A 14,945-nucleotide genomic window follows, 5' to 3' on the forward strand; every position below is an offset into this window, starting at 1 on the left:
GCCGCGCCGGGCACGCTGCCATAAAAACTCGCCGTCGTCGTCATGCCGGTCCTCCTTGAGCTGGTCGGTCACACCACCGTCGCGCCGATCCGGTGACGCAATCGCATGTCCCACACCACCGCGTGTACGCCGAGGCGCACCAGGAACCGCGGTGTGAACAGGTCGAGCAGCCCGAAGATGCGCTGCCAGCGGTCGAATCGGCGTTGCTGCGCGTCCGACCAGGCGAACCCGAGCTTGTCGCGCAGCTGCGGGGGCAGGTAGCCCAGGGTCATGAAGAGGTTCCATCGGCCGAACAGCGCCGGGATGGGTGCGGGCAGGAAATCGAGGCGCGCGATGCCGGTCAGATAGCTGCGCATCCGGTCGTCGAAGTCGAGCCGATCGAGTTGGTCCTGCCAATAGCGGGCGGCTGCGTCCAGGTCGGCGGGCCACATGTCCCGCGGCACCTGCAGCGTGGTGGCGAACACCGACGCGGCCCGGTGCACCGCCTCGGGGTCGCGCCGTGAGCGGCCGCCCCGCAGCTTGCGGGTGTCCTCGAAGACCGCGGCCATGCAGGAGGCCACCCAGAGCTGCAGCGCGGGGTCGAAGGCGTTGTAGCGCACCGGGCTTTGCGGCCCGGAGCGCACCTGGACGTGTGCGGCGTTGACCGCGTCCCGATAGATTTTGCGGTCGTTGGCATTTCCGGCGATGGCCACCGCGATGTAGGTGAAGGTGGTGCGGGCCCTTTTGAAGGGATGCTTGTACAGGTTGCCGCTGTCGACCTTGCTCTCCATCACCCCATAGGCCACACCCGGATTCGCCAGTTGCATCACGACGTTCGCCGCACCGTAGGCTGGGGACAGCCACGGCGACATCTCCTCGGCCAGAAACGCCGTGTCGAGGGAATCGGTGTCCGCCCGCCGGGCGCCCCGATCCGGCGGCACCCTCGCGTCCTCCGGGCCGGTGGGCAGGGGATGGGCCATGCTGTGCCTTCCTGAATTAATTGGCAGCTCAGACGGATTCGAAGACCGGCTCGCCGCGGTGCGCCGCGGGGTAGCGGACCCTGGCGGGCAGCGCGCGGTCCAATGCCCGCACCGCGACCACCGCGCGCTCAAACCGCTGTTTGCGTTCGGCAGTCCACTCGATGCGCAGCCGTTCCCGGAGGGTCGCCGGCAATAGTCCGGCGGTGGTCAGCCTCAGCAGCGCGGCCAGCGGAGCCGCGGCCGAATTCCACACCAGTTGTGGCACACGCACGCCGGGCGGCACGGGCATCGGATAGCGGTCCAGTTCCAGGAGCAGTTCGGTCGCGGCGTTGCGTTCCAGACGGCGTTCGACGGTGTCGTGGTAGTAATCCCAGAACGCCGCCCGCGTCTGCGGGATCACCCGTTCGGGGATGCGCAGGATCCCCGCGACGTCTCGCCACTCGCGAAACAACGCGTCCTCGGTCGCGCCGTCGAGCGTCCCGCCGAACACCCGGCGCACGTCGGCGGCACCCGCATAGGTGGTGGCATGCGCCCACAGGTACGCGTCCGGATTCAGTGCGTGATAGCTGCGCCCGAGCGCGTCCATCCCGGAGATGTTGCGGTGCACGTCGCGAAGCCGCTGACCCTCGGCGACGGCGGCCTGCGGCCCGTGAAATCCGTGATAGCGCCGCACCGCGGCCAGTGTCCGCGAGATGCGCCCCCACCTGTCCCTGAGGAACTCCGAATGATCGATCACCCCGGCGCCGATCACCGGGTGCGCCACTTGCAGCAACAGCGTCGCTCGGCTGGCGAGCGGCATCCGCCAGTCGATGCCGCGCCGCCACGTCGCCGAACCGGGACCGATCGGGTGCAATGCCGGCGTCAGCGCCGGGCCGGCTGGTGCAGCGGACATCTTCGACTACGTCTCCCTCAGCCCACGCCTGATAGAAATCAAGGCGGATTCTATCGTGGAGTCTGGCACAGACCGCCGTCGTTGGACAGGGGCGGCGGCGGATTCATCCGGGATCGGCATCCGAACGCCGCACTGATCGCGCAACGACCGGGATCTTCGCTTTCGCGTCCCGCCGCATCGGCTACGAGCTGGGTGGGCCCGGCCGGTCAGCGCTGTCAGCTCAGAAAGTTGTTGACCGCCGACGCGAGGTCGGGGGCCGCCGACGTCGCGAGGTTCTGGTAGCTGCCGCCACTGAGTTGGGCGACCGCTTCCCAGGTCGCGCGGTCCGGGTCGGCCCCGAAATCGATGACGTTCACCGCGATGGGCTTGGCCGGGTCGGCACTCTTGCGGATGAAGTCCTGTAGCCCCGCCCCGTCCAGCGTCTGATCGGTGTGTGGCCCCGCGGTGATCAACAGGATCGAATTGTTCTGGCCCGCATGATAATTGGCCTGCATGTCCTGGTAGAGCATCCGCAGGGTGGTGAATGACACCGCGCCACCGCCCGACGAGTACTGCTTGTCCAGCGCGGCGGCCAGCGCGGCCGAACGCGGCTGGCCGTTAACGGGGTCGGACAACGGGCCGCTGGCCACCTCCGACCGGCCCTCGTGGCCGTCGAACGTCCACAGGCCCACCACCGCGGACGCGGGCAGCGCCTTGATCCGGTCCTGCAGCGCCCCGATCACGTTGGCCAGGCGGGTTTTTCCACCTTCCTGACCGGGCATCGACTGGTCGAGCATGATGGTCGTGGCCTGCCCGCTCGACGGGCTGGCCATCGCCTCGGCGAGCGTGGCGCGCATCGCGTCGTCGCCCACCGACAGCGCCGCGGGCAGCGACGGGAAATTGGTGACCGGGCTACTCGGCGGTTTCACCCCGTTGACGCGGAAGCCGGCCTTGGCCAGCTTGGCCTGCTGGTCGGACTTGTGCATGAATCGCGAGAACTCGCTGGCCGCCGAGGCCTGTTCGCGGGTGAGCCACGAGCCGCTGAGCAGGACGGTGGGGTAGTCGGCAACCGCCGCGGACCCGGGCGGCAGCCAGAAGGCCAAGGCGCCCTTGGCGTCTGGCAACGATTGCCCGCGCTGGAACAGTTGCTGTTCGGTGGTGACCACCGCGTGCACCGGCGCGGTTGCGGCGTCACCGGGCTTCAGCAGGGTGTTCATCGCCTCGGTCAGCGAGTTGTCGGCCAGCTTGGGTTGCGCGCTCAACAGGCTGCGCACCGCGCCGGTGCCCTGCGTCACCGGCGCTCCGGGCGGCACCGACGCGGCCGCCACCGCCTCGCCGGCCAGAAACGACGCGTCCGCATTGCCGTTCATCGGCAGCGCCAGGCGCAGCGGGCCCCACCCCGGTAAATTCAGCCCCGCCAGTGCATTCGGATTGGTTTGCAGCCCGGGTAGCGCCGCCCAGTTCTGGTTGGCCAGGGCCGGCGCGAGTTGGGGACGGATGGCCAGCACCACCGGCGAGGTGGCCAGCGAATGGCTCTCGGTGACGGTCTTTTGCGCCGTGGCGCCGGCGAGTCGCGCGGCGGAGATCGAACTGCCCGGAATCCACAGCGCCGGCTGGCCGCCCAGTTCCGCGGGCCACTTGCCGATGAAACCGTTCAGCACGGCGTCGGAGTTGGCCGGCTTGACGCTCACCACCATGCAGCGGTCACCGATCGGCCCGGCGGATTTGTTGTAGCTCTCCGCGAATTGCCCGATGGCATCGGCGATGGACGGATCGGCCACGACGGGCACCGTTTCCTGACCCCCGACGCAGCCGCCGGCCGCCTTGTGTGAACGCTTGGACAACGCGTCACCGAAGAAGCTCCACAGGATGACCGCTCCCACCACGACCACGACCGCGACCAGCGCCACGATCACGCCGATGCTGACGCCGCGACGGCCGGCCTCACTGCGGTGACCGCCCCGCCAATCGCCGAGCCCGCGATGCCCGCCCCGGAAGAGCGACGGCGATGCGGCCGCCGGCTCAGGCTTCGACGGGGCCGCCTGCCGCGACGGGAACTCCGGGTAGTCGTCGGCGGCGCCGGCTGCGAAGGCATCCTCGGCCGGGTAGGCGTCGTCGGGATGGCCACGCTCGGCGGAGTAGTAACCACCCTCGTCGGCATAGTCGCCCTCATCGGCGTAGTCATCGTCGTCCGAGTAGAGGTCGGCTTCCGAATCCGCGCCGGCATCCCGGCGGTGATCTCCTGCCTCGTGCCCTCGAGACGGCTCGTCGACGGCGTCGTCGCGAGATGGCTCGTCGAGGGAGTCGTCAGGGTCGGGCGCACTGTGCCTACCCATAGCAGTGCCCTCGGCCTTTCCGTCGATCCATCGTTAACTCGGCGCCGATCTTAGTCATCGGCGGCGCTATGCCACGTTTCGAACCCGAACTGAGCGCGGGCTCAATTCTGCGGGCCGGCTGCCTTGGCTTCCCGCCGACGGCGATGCAGGATCGGCTCGGTGTAGCCGTTGGGCTGCTGCGTTCCGGTCAGGATCAGATCCTGGGCGGCGAGGAAGGCCAGGCTGTCGTCGAAGTTGGGCGCCATCGGCTGGTAGGCCGCGTCCTTGGCGTTCTGCTCGTCGACCAGCGGGGCCATCCGCTCCAGGCTGGCCCGCACGTCCTCCTCGGTGATCACCCCGTGGCGCAGCCAGTTGGCCAGCAGCTGGCTCGAAATCCGCAGCGTGGCACGGTCTTCCATGAGCGCCACGTCGTGGATGTCGGGCACCTTGGAGCAGCCGACGCCCTGGGCCACCCAGCGCACCACGTAGCCCAGGATGGACTGGCAGTTGTTGTCGACCTCTTCGCGGATCTCCTCGGAGGCCCAGGCCAGTTCCTTGGCCAGCGGGATGGTCAGCAACTCCTCGATCTTGGTGCGCTTCTTGCCGGCGAGTTCCTCCTGCACGGCGCCGACGTCGACGTAGTGGTAGTGCATCGCGTGCAGGGTGGCCGCCGTCGGCGAGGGCACCCACGCGGTGGTCGCGCCCGCCTTGGGCTGGCCGATCTTCTGCTCGACCATGTCGGCCATCAGCTCGGTCATCGCCCACATGCCCTTACCGATCTGGGCCTTGCCCTTGAAGCCGGCCGCCAGCCCGATGTCGACGTTGGCGTCCTCGTAGGCCTTGATCCAGGTGCTGTTCTTCATCGCCCCCTTGCGGATCATCGGGCCGGCCTCCATCGAGGTGTGGATCTCGTCGCCGGTGCGGTCCAGGAAGCCGGTGTTGATGAACACGACCCGGTCGGCCGCGGCCTTGATGCAGGCCTTGAGGTTGACGGTGGTGCGCCGTTCCTCGTCCATGATGCCGACCTTCAGGGTGCCCTGGGGCAGGCCGAGAACGTCTTCGACGCGGCTGAACAGCTCGCAGGTGTAGGCGACCTCGTCGGGTCCGTGCATCTTGGGCTTGACGATGTAGATGGACCCGGTGCGGCTGTTGGCCAGCGGGCCGTTCGCGTCACCGGTCTTGAGCCCGTGGATCGCGGTCAGCCCGGTGAACAGCGCATCCATGATGCCCTCGAACACCTCTTTTTCTTCGTCGCCCTCGCTCCAGACGATCGCGTCGTTGGTCATCAGGTGACCGACGTTGCGCACGAACAGCAGGCTGCGGCCGGGCAGGGTCAGCTCGCCCTCGCCGTCGGGTGTCTTGTAGGTGCGGTCCTCGTTGAGCACCCGGGTGAAGGTCTTGCCGTCCTTGCTGACCTCTTCGGACAGGTCACCCTTGTTCAGTCCGAGCCAGTTGCGGTAGCCGAGCACCTTGTCGTCGGCGTCGACGGCGGCCACCGAGTCCTCGAAGTCCATGATCGTGGTGATGGCCGATTCCAGGACCACGTCCTTGATGCCGGCCGAGTCGGTCTTGCCGATCGGTGATTCCGGATCGATCAGGATCTCGATGTGCAGGCCGTGGTTGACCAGCAGAACCGACCAGCTGGGGGAGCCGAGCTCGCCGGTGTAGCCGGCGAACTTCTCCGGGCTGGCCAGGCCGACGGCGCCGTCGGCGGCCGCGATCTTGAGCTGGCCGTCCTCGACGGACAGGCCCGTCGCGTCGGCCCACGACCCGGATTCCAGCGGCACCGCTTCGTCGAGGAACTTACGCGCGTAGGCGATCACCCTGTCGCCGCGGACCTTGTTGTAGCTCGACCCCTTCTCGGCGCCGTCGTCTTCCGGGATGACGTCGGTGCCGTACAGCGCGTCGTACAGCGAGCCCCACCGGGCGTTGGCGGCGTTGAGCGCGAACCGCGCGTTGAGCACCGGGACCACCAGCTGCGGGCCGGCCGTGGTGGTGATCTCGTCGTCGACGCCGGACGTCGTGATGGTGAAGTCCTCGGGCTCGGGCAGCAGATAACCGATCTCAATGAGGAACTTGCGGTACGCCTCGATGTCGAGCGGCTCGATGACGCGCTGCCGGTGCCACTTGTCGATCTGGGCCTGCAGCTCGTCCCGCCGGCGCAGCAGATCCTGGTTCTTGGGGGTCAGGTCGGTGACGACCTTGTCGACGCCCGCCCAGAAACTGTCCGGGTCGATGTCGGTGCCGGGCAACGCCTCGTTGTTCACGAAGTCGTAGAGCACTCGGGCGACGCGCAGGTTCCCCGCCGACACGCGATCAGTCATGATTCTCCTCCATCACGGGCCGCACTGGACCGTCCATGGGCCGCACAGGCCCAGATTGGCAATGTCATAAGCCTACCGAGCGCAGCGTGGCGGGCGTTATTCGCCCGACCCGGCAGGCGCAGGTCAGACCGCGCTGAGCGCCCCGAGAACGACGCTGCGGCGGGCGCCGGGATCCGTGTCCAGCAACGCATGTTCCGCGCGCCCGCGGTCGCCCGCCCTCCAGCACTTTCTTAACTGGTAGCCGTGAAGATCATACGGGCTGCGCGCGGTCGTTCCGGCCGGCCAGTGCCGCTACGCCTCGCGCATGGTCCCGACGAGGTCTTCAACCAGGTCTTCCATCGCCACCATGGCGACCACGGCGCCGGTCTCGCCGGTCACCAACGCCAGATGGCTGTTGCTGCGGCGCATCCGGGACAGCGCGTCGGCCAGCGGCAGTGACCGGGACAGCCGCGGCAGCGGCCGCACCATCGCCAGATCGATCACCGTCCGCGGATCGTCGTCGAGCGTCAGCACATCCTTGATGTGCAGATATCCGACGAACACGCCGCTGACGCTGGCCACCGGGAACCGGGAGTAGCCGGTCTGGGCCAGGGCCTGCTCGACCGCCCCGACCGTCGGCCCCGAGCCCGCCGCGGCCACCGGAACCGCGTGCACCGCGGCGAGGGGGACGGCCACGTCACCGACCACGCGGTGGCGAATTTGCAGCGCCCGGGTCAGCCGGGTGCGTTCCTCGCGGTCCAGCAAGCCCTCGGACTCGGACTCCGCGATCATCTCGCTGAGCTCGACGGGTGAGACTGTGATCTCGAGCTCGTCCTTGGGTTCGACGCCGAACGCGCGCACCACCACGTTGGCGCATTTGTTGTAGAACACGATGAAGGGCCGGGCGGCCCGCACGTAGGCGAGGTACGGCGGCACGAGCAGCATCGCGGTGCGCTCCGGGCCGGCCAGTGCGATGTTCTTCGGCACCATTTCGCCCAGCAACACGTGCAGGGTCACCACGATCGCCAGCGCGATCGCGAACGACAGCGTGTGCAGCAGCGCCGGGTGAATTCCGGTCAGCCCCAGCGTCGTTCGCAGCAGATTGGACACCGCCGACTCCCCGATCCGCCCGAGCAGCAGCGACGCGGCCGTGACGCCCAACTGGGCACCGGCCAGCATCGACGGCAGTTGCTCCCCGGCGCGGATCACCGTGACCGCGGCCGCTTTGCCCTGCTCGGCCAGCGCCTCGAGGCGGTCGCGGCGCGCCGAGATCAGCGAGAACTCCGCGCCGACGAAGAACGCGTTCACCCCGATCAGCAGGCAGGCCAGCAGCAGGCCCATGGTGTCGCTCATCGGCGCCCCCCGGTGGCGGGGACCTCGCCGTGATTGCTCAGTTCGATCAGCTCCAGCAGGTCGATCCGGCGGCCGTCCATCCGGATGACCGTCGCCTGCCAGCGGGTCACCGCGTCCAGCAGGCCGTCGGCGTCCAGCGCGGGCAGCTTGACCGTGTCACCGGCCACCGGGATGTGACCGATCTCGCGCAGCACCAGGCCGCCGATGGTCTCGTAGGGGCCCTCCGGCGCGCGGAAACCGATGGCGGTGGCCACCTCGTCGATGCGCAGCAGGCCCGAGACCCGCCAGCCGCTGCCGGCGGGCACCACGTCCGGGGTGGCGTCGTCGTGCTCGTCGCGGACGTCGCCGACGATCTCTTCGATCAGGTCCTCGACGGTCACCATGCCGGCGGTGCCGCCGTACTCGTCGACGACCAGCGCGGTCTGCAGGCTGTTGGCCCGGATCTCGGCCATCACCGCGTCGCCGTCCAGGGTGGACGGCACCTTCGGAACGGGTTGGGCCACCGTGACCAGCCGGGTGCGGGCCCGTTCGGTGCGCGGGATGGCGAACACCTGCTTCACGTGCACGATGCCGACCGTCTCGTCGAGGTCACCGTCGACGATGGGGAAGCGGGAGAAGCCGGACTCGGCGGCCGCGGTCACCAGGTCGGCGACCGTGTCGTCGGTCTGCAGCGCCACGATCTTGGAGCGGGGCGTCATCAGTTCCTCGGCGCTGAGCGTGCCGAACTGCAGCGAGCGGCGCACCAAGGCGGCCGTGGCGGCGTCCAGCGCGCCGCTGCGCGCCGACGAACGCACCAGCGACAGCAGCTCCTGCGGGGAGCGAGCCGACCGCAACTCCTCGGCGGGTTCGACGCCCAGCCGGCGCACGATCCAGTTGGCGGCGCCGTTGGTCAGGCGGATCGCCGGGGTCAGCAGCAGCGAGAACACCAACTGGGCGCTGACGACCGCGCGGGCCGTGGACAGCGGCCGGGCCACCGCGAGGTACTTGGGGACGAGCTCGCCGAACACCATCGACACCGAGGTCACGATCACCAGCACCACAAAGGCCATGAGCGCGTCGCCGACCTGGTCGGGTATGCCGATGGCATCCAGCCACGGGTGCGGCAGGTCGTCCACCATCGGATCGGTCAGGTAACCGGCCGCCAGGGTGGTGACCGAGATGCCCAACTGGGCGCCGGACAGTTGGAACGACAGCCGGTGGTGGGCGCGGCGGATCCAGCGGTCCCGCCGACCACCGCCGCGGGCGTTGGCCTCCACCGCGCTGCGGTCGAGGGTGGTCAGCGAGAACTCCGCGGCGACGAAGACGGCGTTGCCGAAAATGAGCACCGCGATCGCCACAACGCTGATCACGGTGACGGTGACGTTCATGACCTACGCCGCCCCGGCGGGAGAACGCCGATCAGGAGAAAAGGCGCCGGGGGAGGCTCCGCATCGCGCGGTTCGTCGGACGGCCCGTGCGCCCGCAAGCCGATGGCCTGCACGGGTGCCTGCGGCACGTCGATCCTTTCGCTGCCAGATGGCGGGGCGGTCGCGGTTGCTTCCGTCTTTGCTGTCTTATGCTAGCCCGGCCCGCCGCCGCACGGCGCCGCCCGGCGCGGGGCATGCCGACCGCCTCGGCTCATCGGCCCGGCCCAACTATGGTATGGCTAACCTTACCCGGTAGGCTCTGCGCACTATGCCCGACGCTCAGACGCCGTCCATTCACGTCCTGCCGCGCGAACGCTTCGACATCCCCGACGAGGTGGCTCGCATCCCCCGCCCACCGGTTCCCACGCTGGATCCACCCTTCGCCATGCGCGTGGCGCAGCTCGAGGACGTGGACATGGTGACCGAGTGGATGAATCGCCCGCATCTGGCGCAGGCCTGGGAATACGACTGGCCGGCGCCCCGGTGGCGCCAGCACCTGAGCGCCCAGCTGGACGGGACATATTCCCTGCCGTTGCTCGGCAGCATCCGGGGCAGGGATTGCGCCTACCTCGAACTGTATTGGGGCGCAAAGGATCTGATCTCCCGTCACTACGACGCCGAGCCGTACGACCTGGGGCTGCACGCCGCGATCGCGGACCTGAAACTGGTGAACCGCGGCCTGGGCCCGATGCTGTTGCCCCGGATCGTGGCGAGCGTCTTCGCGCTCGAGCCCCGCTGCCGGCGGGTCATGTTCGACCCCGATCACCGCAACACCACCGCGCGCCGGCTGTGCGAGTACGCGGGATGCAAGTTCCTCGGCGAGCACGACACGACGAACCGGCGCATGGCGCTCTACGCGCTGGAAGCCCCGATCACCGATTCGTAGCCGCGGTAATCGGGCGCCATCGCGGCGGCCACCAACTCCCACAGCACCTCGTCGGTGCCGCCACCGACCCGGGCCAGCTTCATGTCGCGCCACCACGCCCCCAGCGGCGTCTCGTCGACGAGATATCCCGAGCCGCCGAAGATGTGCATGCACTCCGACATCACTTCCTCACCGAGGCGGGCCGCGGTCACCTTGACGCCCGCGGCGGCACGCAGCTCCAAACGGCCCTGCGCCGCAATGCCGTTCAGTCCGTGTCGCAGCAGATCGACGCGCGCCTGGAGATCCGCCATCCGCAGCCGCAACGCCTGATGCTCGAACAGCGTGTGGCCGAACTGGCGCCGAGTCATCATGCGGGCCAAGGTGATTCCGATCGCCCGTTGACACGATGCGGCGATCTGCCCGGCGATCGACATTCGTTCGTGCGCCAGCCCCCAGCTGATGGCGGCCAGCCCGGTGCCGGCCCGCGCGACCAGGGCATCGGCGGGCACCCAGGTGTCGATGTGCACGGCGGCGGTGTCCAGCGGCCCGGCGCCGAGCTTGTTGTAGGGCCGCTGCACGCTGACCTGCGCGGTGGGCACCGCGATCAGCGCGACGTTGCCGTGTTTGCTGGCCGAGTCGTGGTCGACGCTGCGGGCCACCACCATGATGTGGTCGGCGATGGGGGACAGCGACACGAACTTCTTGATGCCGCGAACGTCGAAACCGCCGTCCCGAGAGGATATTTCGGTGCGAACGATCTGCAGGTCCGACCCGCCCGACTCCTCGGAGGCCCCGATGCACAACACGGCCTGGCCGCGGATCGCCCGCTCGCAGATGTCCTTGAGGTAGTCCGACTTGCCGAATCGGCGCAGCACACAGATGGCCGAGTCGTGCAGGCTGACGCCGACCCCGATGCCGGCCGACGACAGCCCGCCCAGCGCCAGCGCCAGCTCCACCAGCCGGGCCACGTCGGGCAGCGGTCCGGTGCCCCACTTGTGGCTGAACACGCCGCAGGCGCCCAGGTGCTCGATCAGCTCACGCGGAAAGCGTTGCCGCGCTTCGGCTTCGGCTGTCCAGGCCAGCACCCGGTCGTCGAACGCGCCGGCGAGCAGGCGCCGGTAGTCGTCGATGGTGGTGGCGGATGCCTCGGTCGGCATGGATGTTGTCGTCACTTAGTCCACCGCCTCTAGAGCGCGCCGGACTTCCAGCCGGCGCAGTTTGCCCGACGACGTGCGGGGCAGCGACCCCGGTGCCATGAAGATCACGTCGGAGGGAACGACGCCGCACATGGATGCGACGCGCTGAATGATTTCGGCGCGGGCGCCCGCCTGATCCGCCCCCCGGAATTCGGCCGCGACGATCAGGCCCGGGCGCGCGGACCGTTCGCCGGTGCCCAGCGCCACCACGGCGCCCTCGCGGACCCCGCGGACGCCGGCGGCGACCGTCTCGATCTCGGTCGGGAAGATGTTGCGACCCGCGAGGGTGATGAGCTCCTTGGCCCGGCCGCACACCACCAGCCCGGCTTCGTCGAAGAAACCGAGATCCCCGGTGGGAAGCCAGTTTTCGCGGTCCAGTGGCGGGTGGTCGCGGTACCCGTCCATCAGCGAGGCGCCCCGGATCTCGATCTCACCGATGTCGCCGTCGGCGTCGTCGTGCGGCGCGATGCGGATCTCGGTGCCCGGAATCGGCTGGCCCAGCACCGCGTGGCGACGCGTTCCGGTCTCGCCGGCGACGCTGGCGACGCGCAGCCCGGTGCCCGGCGCCGGTACGGTGACGGCGCAGGTCGATTCGGCCAGCCCGTAGGACGGGGTCGCGGCACCGGCGTCGAATCCGAACGGGGCCATCGCGTCGGCGAACCGTTGGAATCCCTCGCAGTCGACCGGTTCGCCACCGTTGATGGCCACCCGCACCGCGCCCAGGTCGACGTCGGACACCCGGCGGACATACCTGCCCAGCAGGTTGTAGGCGAAGTTGGGCGCGGCGGTGATCGTCGTCCGGCTCTCCGAGAGCCAACTCAGCCAGCGAAACGGCGAGGCGGTGAAAGCCGCCGTCGGCGCCAGCCATAGCGACATCCCGCCCAGCACCGAGGCGAGCAGGAAGGACAGGCCCATGTCGTGATACAGCGGCAGCCACGAGCAACCGACGTCGGCCGGCGTCACGCAGAGGCGCTGATTGAGGCCGCGCAGGTTGGCCAGCACCGCGCCCGCCGACAGCATGGCCGTCTTGGGCGAGCCGGTGGAACCCGCCGTGCCCTGCAAGATTGCCGGATTCCCGTCGGCGCCAACCGCGGCGCATGAGCGACCCGTATCTGCCGCTGCGGCAAGGCTTTCGATGACGATGTCGCCGGGCGGATCCAGCGCCTGCAAGCCGTCCAGCTGCGAGCCGTGGCTCAAGACGGTGCGCACGCCGATGCCGCTGAACCGGGCCAGCGTCGAGGCCGCCCATTGCCGGCCTTCGGCGCCGCGCACCGGACCGGGCAGGATCGACACGGCGGCGCCCGCGAGCCAGGCGCCCTGGATGGCGGCGACGAATTCGAGGGTCGGCTCGCCGACCAGCCCCACCGCGGCCGGGCGCCCCCGATCGAGCAGCCATGCGGCGATGCTCTCGGCCAGCCCGTGCACTTCCGGCCAGGGATGGTGGCCCCACGTCGACGTCTCGCGGTCGAAGACAACCAGTTCGCTGGTGCCCGTGCGCATCGCGTCCGTCAGCGCCGCGGCCAGTTCACTCATCGCGGGGTTTGGCGGCGATCGCGGCCTGCAGGTCCGCGACCGTGTCGCAGCTCAGCAGTTCCTCTTCAGACAGCGAGACGCCCAGCCGCTCCTCGATCGCCACCATGCCCACGGCGAAGGCCACCGAATCCAGTCCGACGTCGTCGACCAGCCGGGCATCGGGCGTCACGCGGGCCGCGTCGACGTTCAGCTCGTCGCGCAGGATGCTGAGCAGCTCGGGGCTGACGTGGGCGGGGGAGGCCGAGGAGGTGGGGGAAGAGGAGGTCATGGCGCAGTAGATTAGCAGCCTTAGTTAGGCAAGGCTAGCCTTACTATCGCCCGTGTCACCACCCCTGCGGCAGCGGATGCCCCTCGGCGAAGCCCGCGGTCGACTGCACCCCGATCACCACCCGTTCGTACAGCTGCGCCAAATTCGCGGCGCCGACATAGGTGCAGGTGCTGCGCACGCCGGAGGTGATGTGATCGAGCAGGTCCTCGACCCCGCCGCGGGCCGGATCCAGGCCCATCCGGGACGTCGAAATCCCCTCCTCGAACAGCGCCTTGCGGGCCCGGTCGAACGCCGTGTCCGCCCCGCTGCGCGCAACCACCGCACGCTTGGAGGCCATGCCGTAGCTCTCCTTGTACGGCTGGTCGTCGCGGTCGCGCATCAGGTCGCCGGGCGACTCGTAGGTGCCGGCGAACCACGACCCGATCATCACGTTGGACGCCCCGGCGGCCAGCGCCAGCGCCACGTCCCGCGGGTGCCGGACGCCGCCGTCGGCCCACACGTGCCCACCCAGTTCCCGTGCCGCCGAAGCGCATTCGACAACAGCGGAGAACTGGGGGCGGCCGACACCGGTCATCATCCGGGTGGTGCACATCGCCCCCGGCCCGACGCCGACCTTCACGATGGTCGCCCCGGCGTCCAGCAGGTCACGGGTGCCGTCGGCCGAGACGACGTTGCCGGCCACCAGCGGCACCCCCAGCTGCAGCGCCGCGACCGTCCGGATCGCCTCGATGGTCTTGACCTGGTGCCCGTGCGCCGTGTCGATCACCAGCACGTCGATCCCGGCCTCGACCAGCGACCGCGCCTTGGCTCCGACGTCGCCGTTGATGCCGACGGCCGCGCCCACCCGCAGTCGCCCGCGCGCGTCGACCGCCGGAGTGTACAGCCCCGCGCGAATGGCGCCGGTGCGGGTCAGCACGCCGGCCAGCGTGCCGTCGGCGTTCGTCACCACCGCGACACCGAGGGGTGACTGCTCGAGCAGGTCGAAGACCTTGCGCGGCTCGGTCCCCACCGGGGCGCTGACGAAATCGGTCAAGGCGACGTCGCGCACCCGGGTGAAGCGGTCCACGCCCAGGCACGATGACTCGCTGACCAGGCCTAGTGGACGGCCCTCGAAGGTCACCACCGCGACCCCGTGCGCGCGCTTGTGGATCAGCGCCGTGGCGTCGGACACCGAATCGTCGGGCCCGAGCACCACCGGGGTGTCGAGCACCAGGTCGCGGCTCTTGACGAACTCCACCGTCTGCTGCACCGCGGTGATGGGGAGGTCCTGCGGCAAGATGACGAGGCCCCCGCGGCGCGCCACCGTCTCGGCCATCCGCCGCCCCGCCACCGCGGTCATGTTGGCGACGACGACGGGGATCGTGGTGCCCGAACCGTCCTCGGTGGACAGGTCGACGTCGAAGCGGGACGCGACCTCCGAACGGTTCGGCATCACGAACACGTCGTTGTAGGTCAGGTCGTATGCGGGTCTGTGCCCGTCGAGAAACCTCATCGCAGTCGCCCCACCAAACTCACGCCCCCTTCACGCCAGTGCTGTCCCCGCTACGCGGGCACTTCGGTGCGATCCCCGCTCCACAGCGTGTGGAAACGCTTGGCCGGGTCGTCGTCGATGCGGCCGTAGGTGTGCGCGCCGAAGAAGTCGCGCAGGCCCTGGGTGAGTGCGGCCGGCAGCCGCTCGGTGCGCAGCGCGTCGTAGTAGGACAACGCCGACGAGAACCCGGGGATCGGGATGCCGAGTTCGGTGGCCTTCACCACGACGCGGCGCCAGCTGTCGATCGATTCCTCGATGGCGCTGCGGAAGTACGGCGCGACGATGAGCGTCGGCAGGTCGGGGTTCTCGTCGAACGCCTCTTTGATCCGGTTGAGGAACTTCGCC

Annotated in this window: 11 protein-coding genes and 1 pseudogene; 1 reads left to right on the forward strand and 11 read right to left on the reverse strand. The window is 69.4% G+C overall.

The window, feature by feature from the left end:
* Positions 1 to 68: 68 nt before the first annotated feature.
* From A9W96_RS06930 to A9W96_RS06955, 6 genes are all read right to left on the reverse strand, one after another.
* Entirely contained in the window at positions 69 to 959 is an 891-nt protein-coding gene (locus A9W96_RS06930) for an oxygenase MpaB family protein (protein WP_067021645.1), read from the reverse strand.
* A gap of 28 nt (positions 960 to 987) precedes the next feature.
* Positions 988 to 1,851: an oxygenase MpaB family protein gene (locus A9W96_RS06935; RefSeq protein ID WP_067021643.1), complete on the reverse strand. Its 864-nt coding sequence runs from the start codon at positions 1,849 to 1,851 to the stop codon at positions 988 to 990.
* Between the two features lie 215 nt (positions 1,852 to 2,066).
* Positions 2,067 to 4,166 carry a substrate-binding domain-containing protein gene (locus A9W96_RS06940; protein ID WP_066872755.1) on the reverse strand — a complete coding sequence of 700 codons (2,100 nt, stop codon included), beginning with the start codon at positions 4,164 to 4,166 and terminating at the stop codon, positions 2,067 to 2,069.
* Between the two features lie 101 nt (positions 4,167 to 4,267).
* Positions 4,268 to 6,469 (reverse strand): malate synthase G, encoded by a 2,202-nt coding sequence (locus A9W96_RS06945; protein WP_067138591.1) that lies wholly within the window; start codon positions 6,467 to 6,469, stop codon positions 4,268 to 4,270.
* 291 nt (positions 6,470 to 6,760) lie between these two features.
* Positions 6,761 to 7,801 carry a hemolysin family protein gene (locus tag A9W96_RS06950; RefSeq protein WP_066872762.1) on the reverse strand — a complete coding sequence of 347 codons (1,041 nt, stop codon included), beginning with the start codon at positions 7,799 to 7,801 and terminating at the stop codon, positions 6,761 to 6,763.
* Positions 7,798 to 9,168 carry a hemolysin family protein gene (locus tag A9W96_RS06955; protein ID WP_066872765.1) on the reverse strand — a complete coding sequence of 457 codons (1,371 nt, stop codon included), beginning with the start codon at positions 9,166 to 9,168 and terminating at the stop codon, positions 7,798 to 7,800. The genes A9W96_RS06950 and A9W96_RS06955 overlap by 4 nt, the downstream gene beginning before the upstream one ends.
* A 307-nt stretch (positions 9,169 to 9,475) precedes the next feature.
* On the opposite strand from A9W96_RS06955, the gene A9W96_RS06960 reads away from it, so the two are divergent.
* Entirely contained in the window at positions 9,476 to 10,093 is a 618-nt protein-coding gene (locus A9W96_RS06960; protein ID WP_066872767.1) for a GNAT family N-acetyltransferase, read from the forward strand.
* On the opposite strand, the gene mbtN is transcribed toward A9W96_RS06960, so the two are convergent.
* From mbtN to A9W96_RS06985, 5 genes and pseudogenes are all read right to left on the reverse strand, one after another.
* Complete coding sequence (mbtN, locus tag A9W96_RS06965; RefSeq protein WP_066878213.1) at positions 10,060 to 11,229, reverse strand: mycobactin biosynthesis acyl-ACP dehydrogenase MbtN; 1,170 nt, start codon at positions 11,227 to 11,229, stop codon at positions 10,060 to 10,062. The two genes, A9W96_RS06960 and mbtN, sit on opposite strands and share 34 nt — an antisense overlap.
* Before the next feature lie 15 nt (positions 11,230 to 11,244).
* Positions 11,245 to 12,801: a long-chain-fatty acid--ACP ligase MbtM gene (gene mbtM, locus A9W96_RS06970; RefSeq protein WP_067138593.1), complete on the reverse strand. Its 1,557-nt coding sequence runs from the start codon at positions 12,799 to 12,801 to the stop codon at positions 11,245 to 11,247.
* A complete protein-coding gene (locus tag A9W96_RS06975; RefSeq protein WP_066878209.1) occupies positions 12,794 to 13,069 on the reverse strand; it encodes an acyl carrier protein in 276 nt (91 codons plus the stop codon). Before A9W96_RS06975 ends, mbtM begins: the two co-directional genes overlap by 8 nt.
* Positions 13,070 to 13,124: 55 nt before the next feature.
* On the reverse strand, positions 13,125 to 14,561 hold the full coding sequence (locus tag A9W96_RS06980) for a GuaB1 family IMP dehydrogenase-related protein (RefSeq protein ID WP_066872779.1): 1,437 nt from the start codon (positions 14,559 to 14,561) through the stop codon (positions 13,125 to 13,127).
* A 50-nt stretch (positions 14,562 to 14,611) separates the two neighbouring features.
* Positions 14,612 to 14,945: pseudogene (locus A9W96_RS06985) on the reverse strand (NADP-dependent phosphogluconate dehydrogenase); the annotation flags it as partial.

Source organism: Mycobacterium sp. 1245852.3 (assembly GCF_001669335.1).
Taxonomy (GTDB): Bacteria; Actinomycetota; Actinomycetes; order Mycobacteriales; family Mycobacteriaceae; genus Mycobacterium; species Mycobacterium europaeum_A.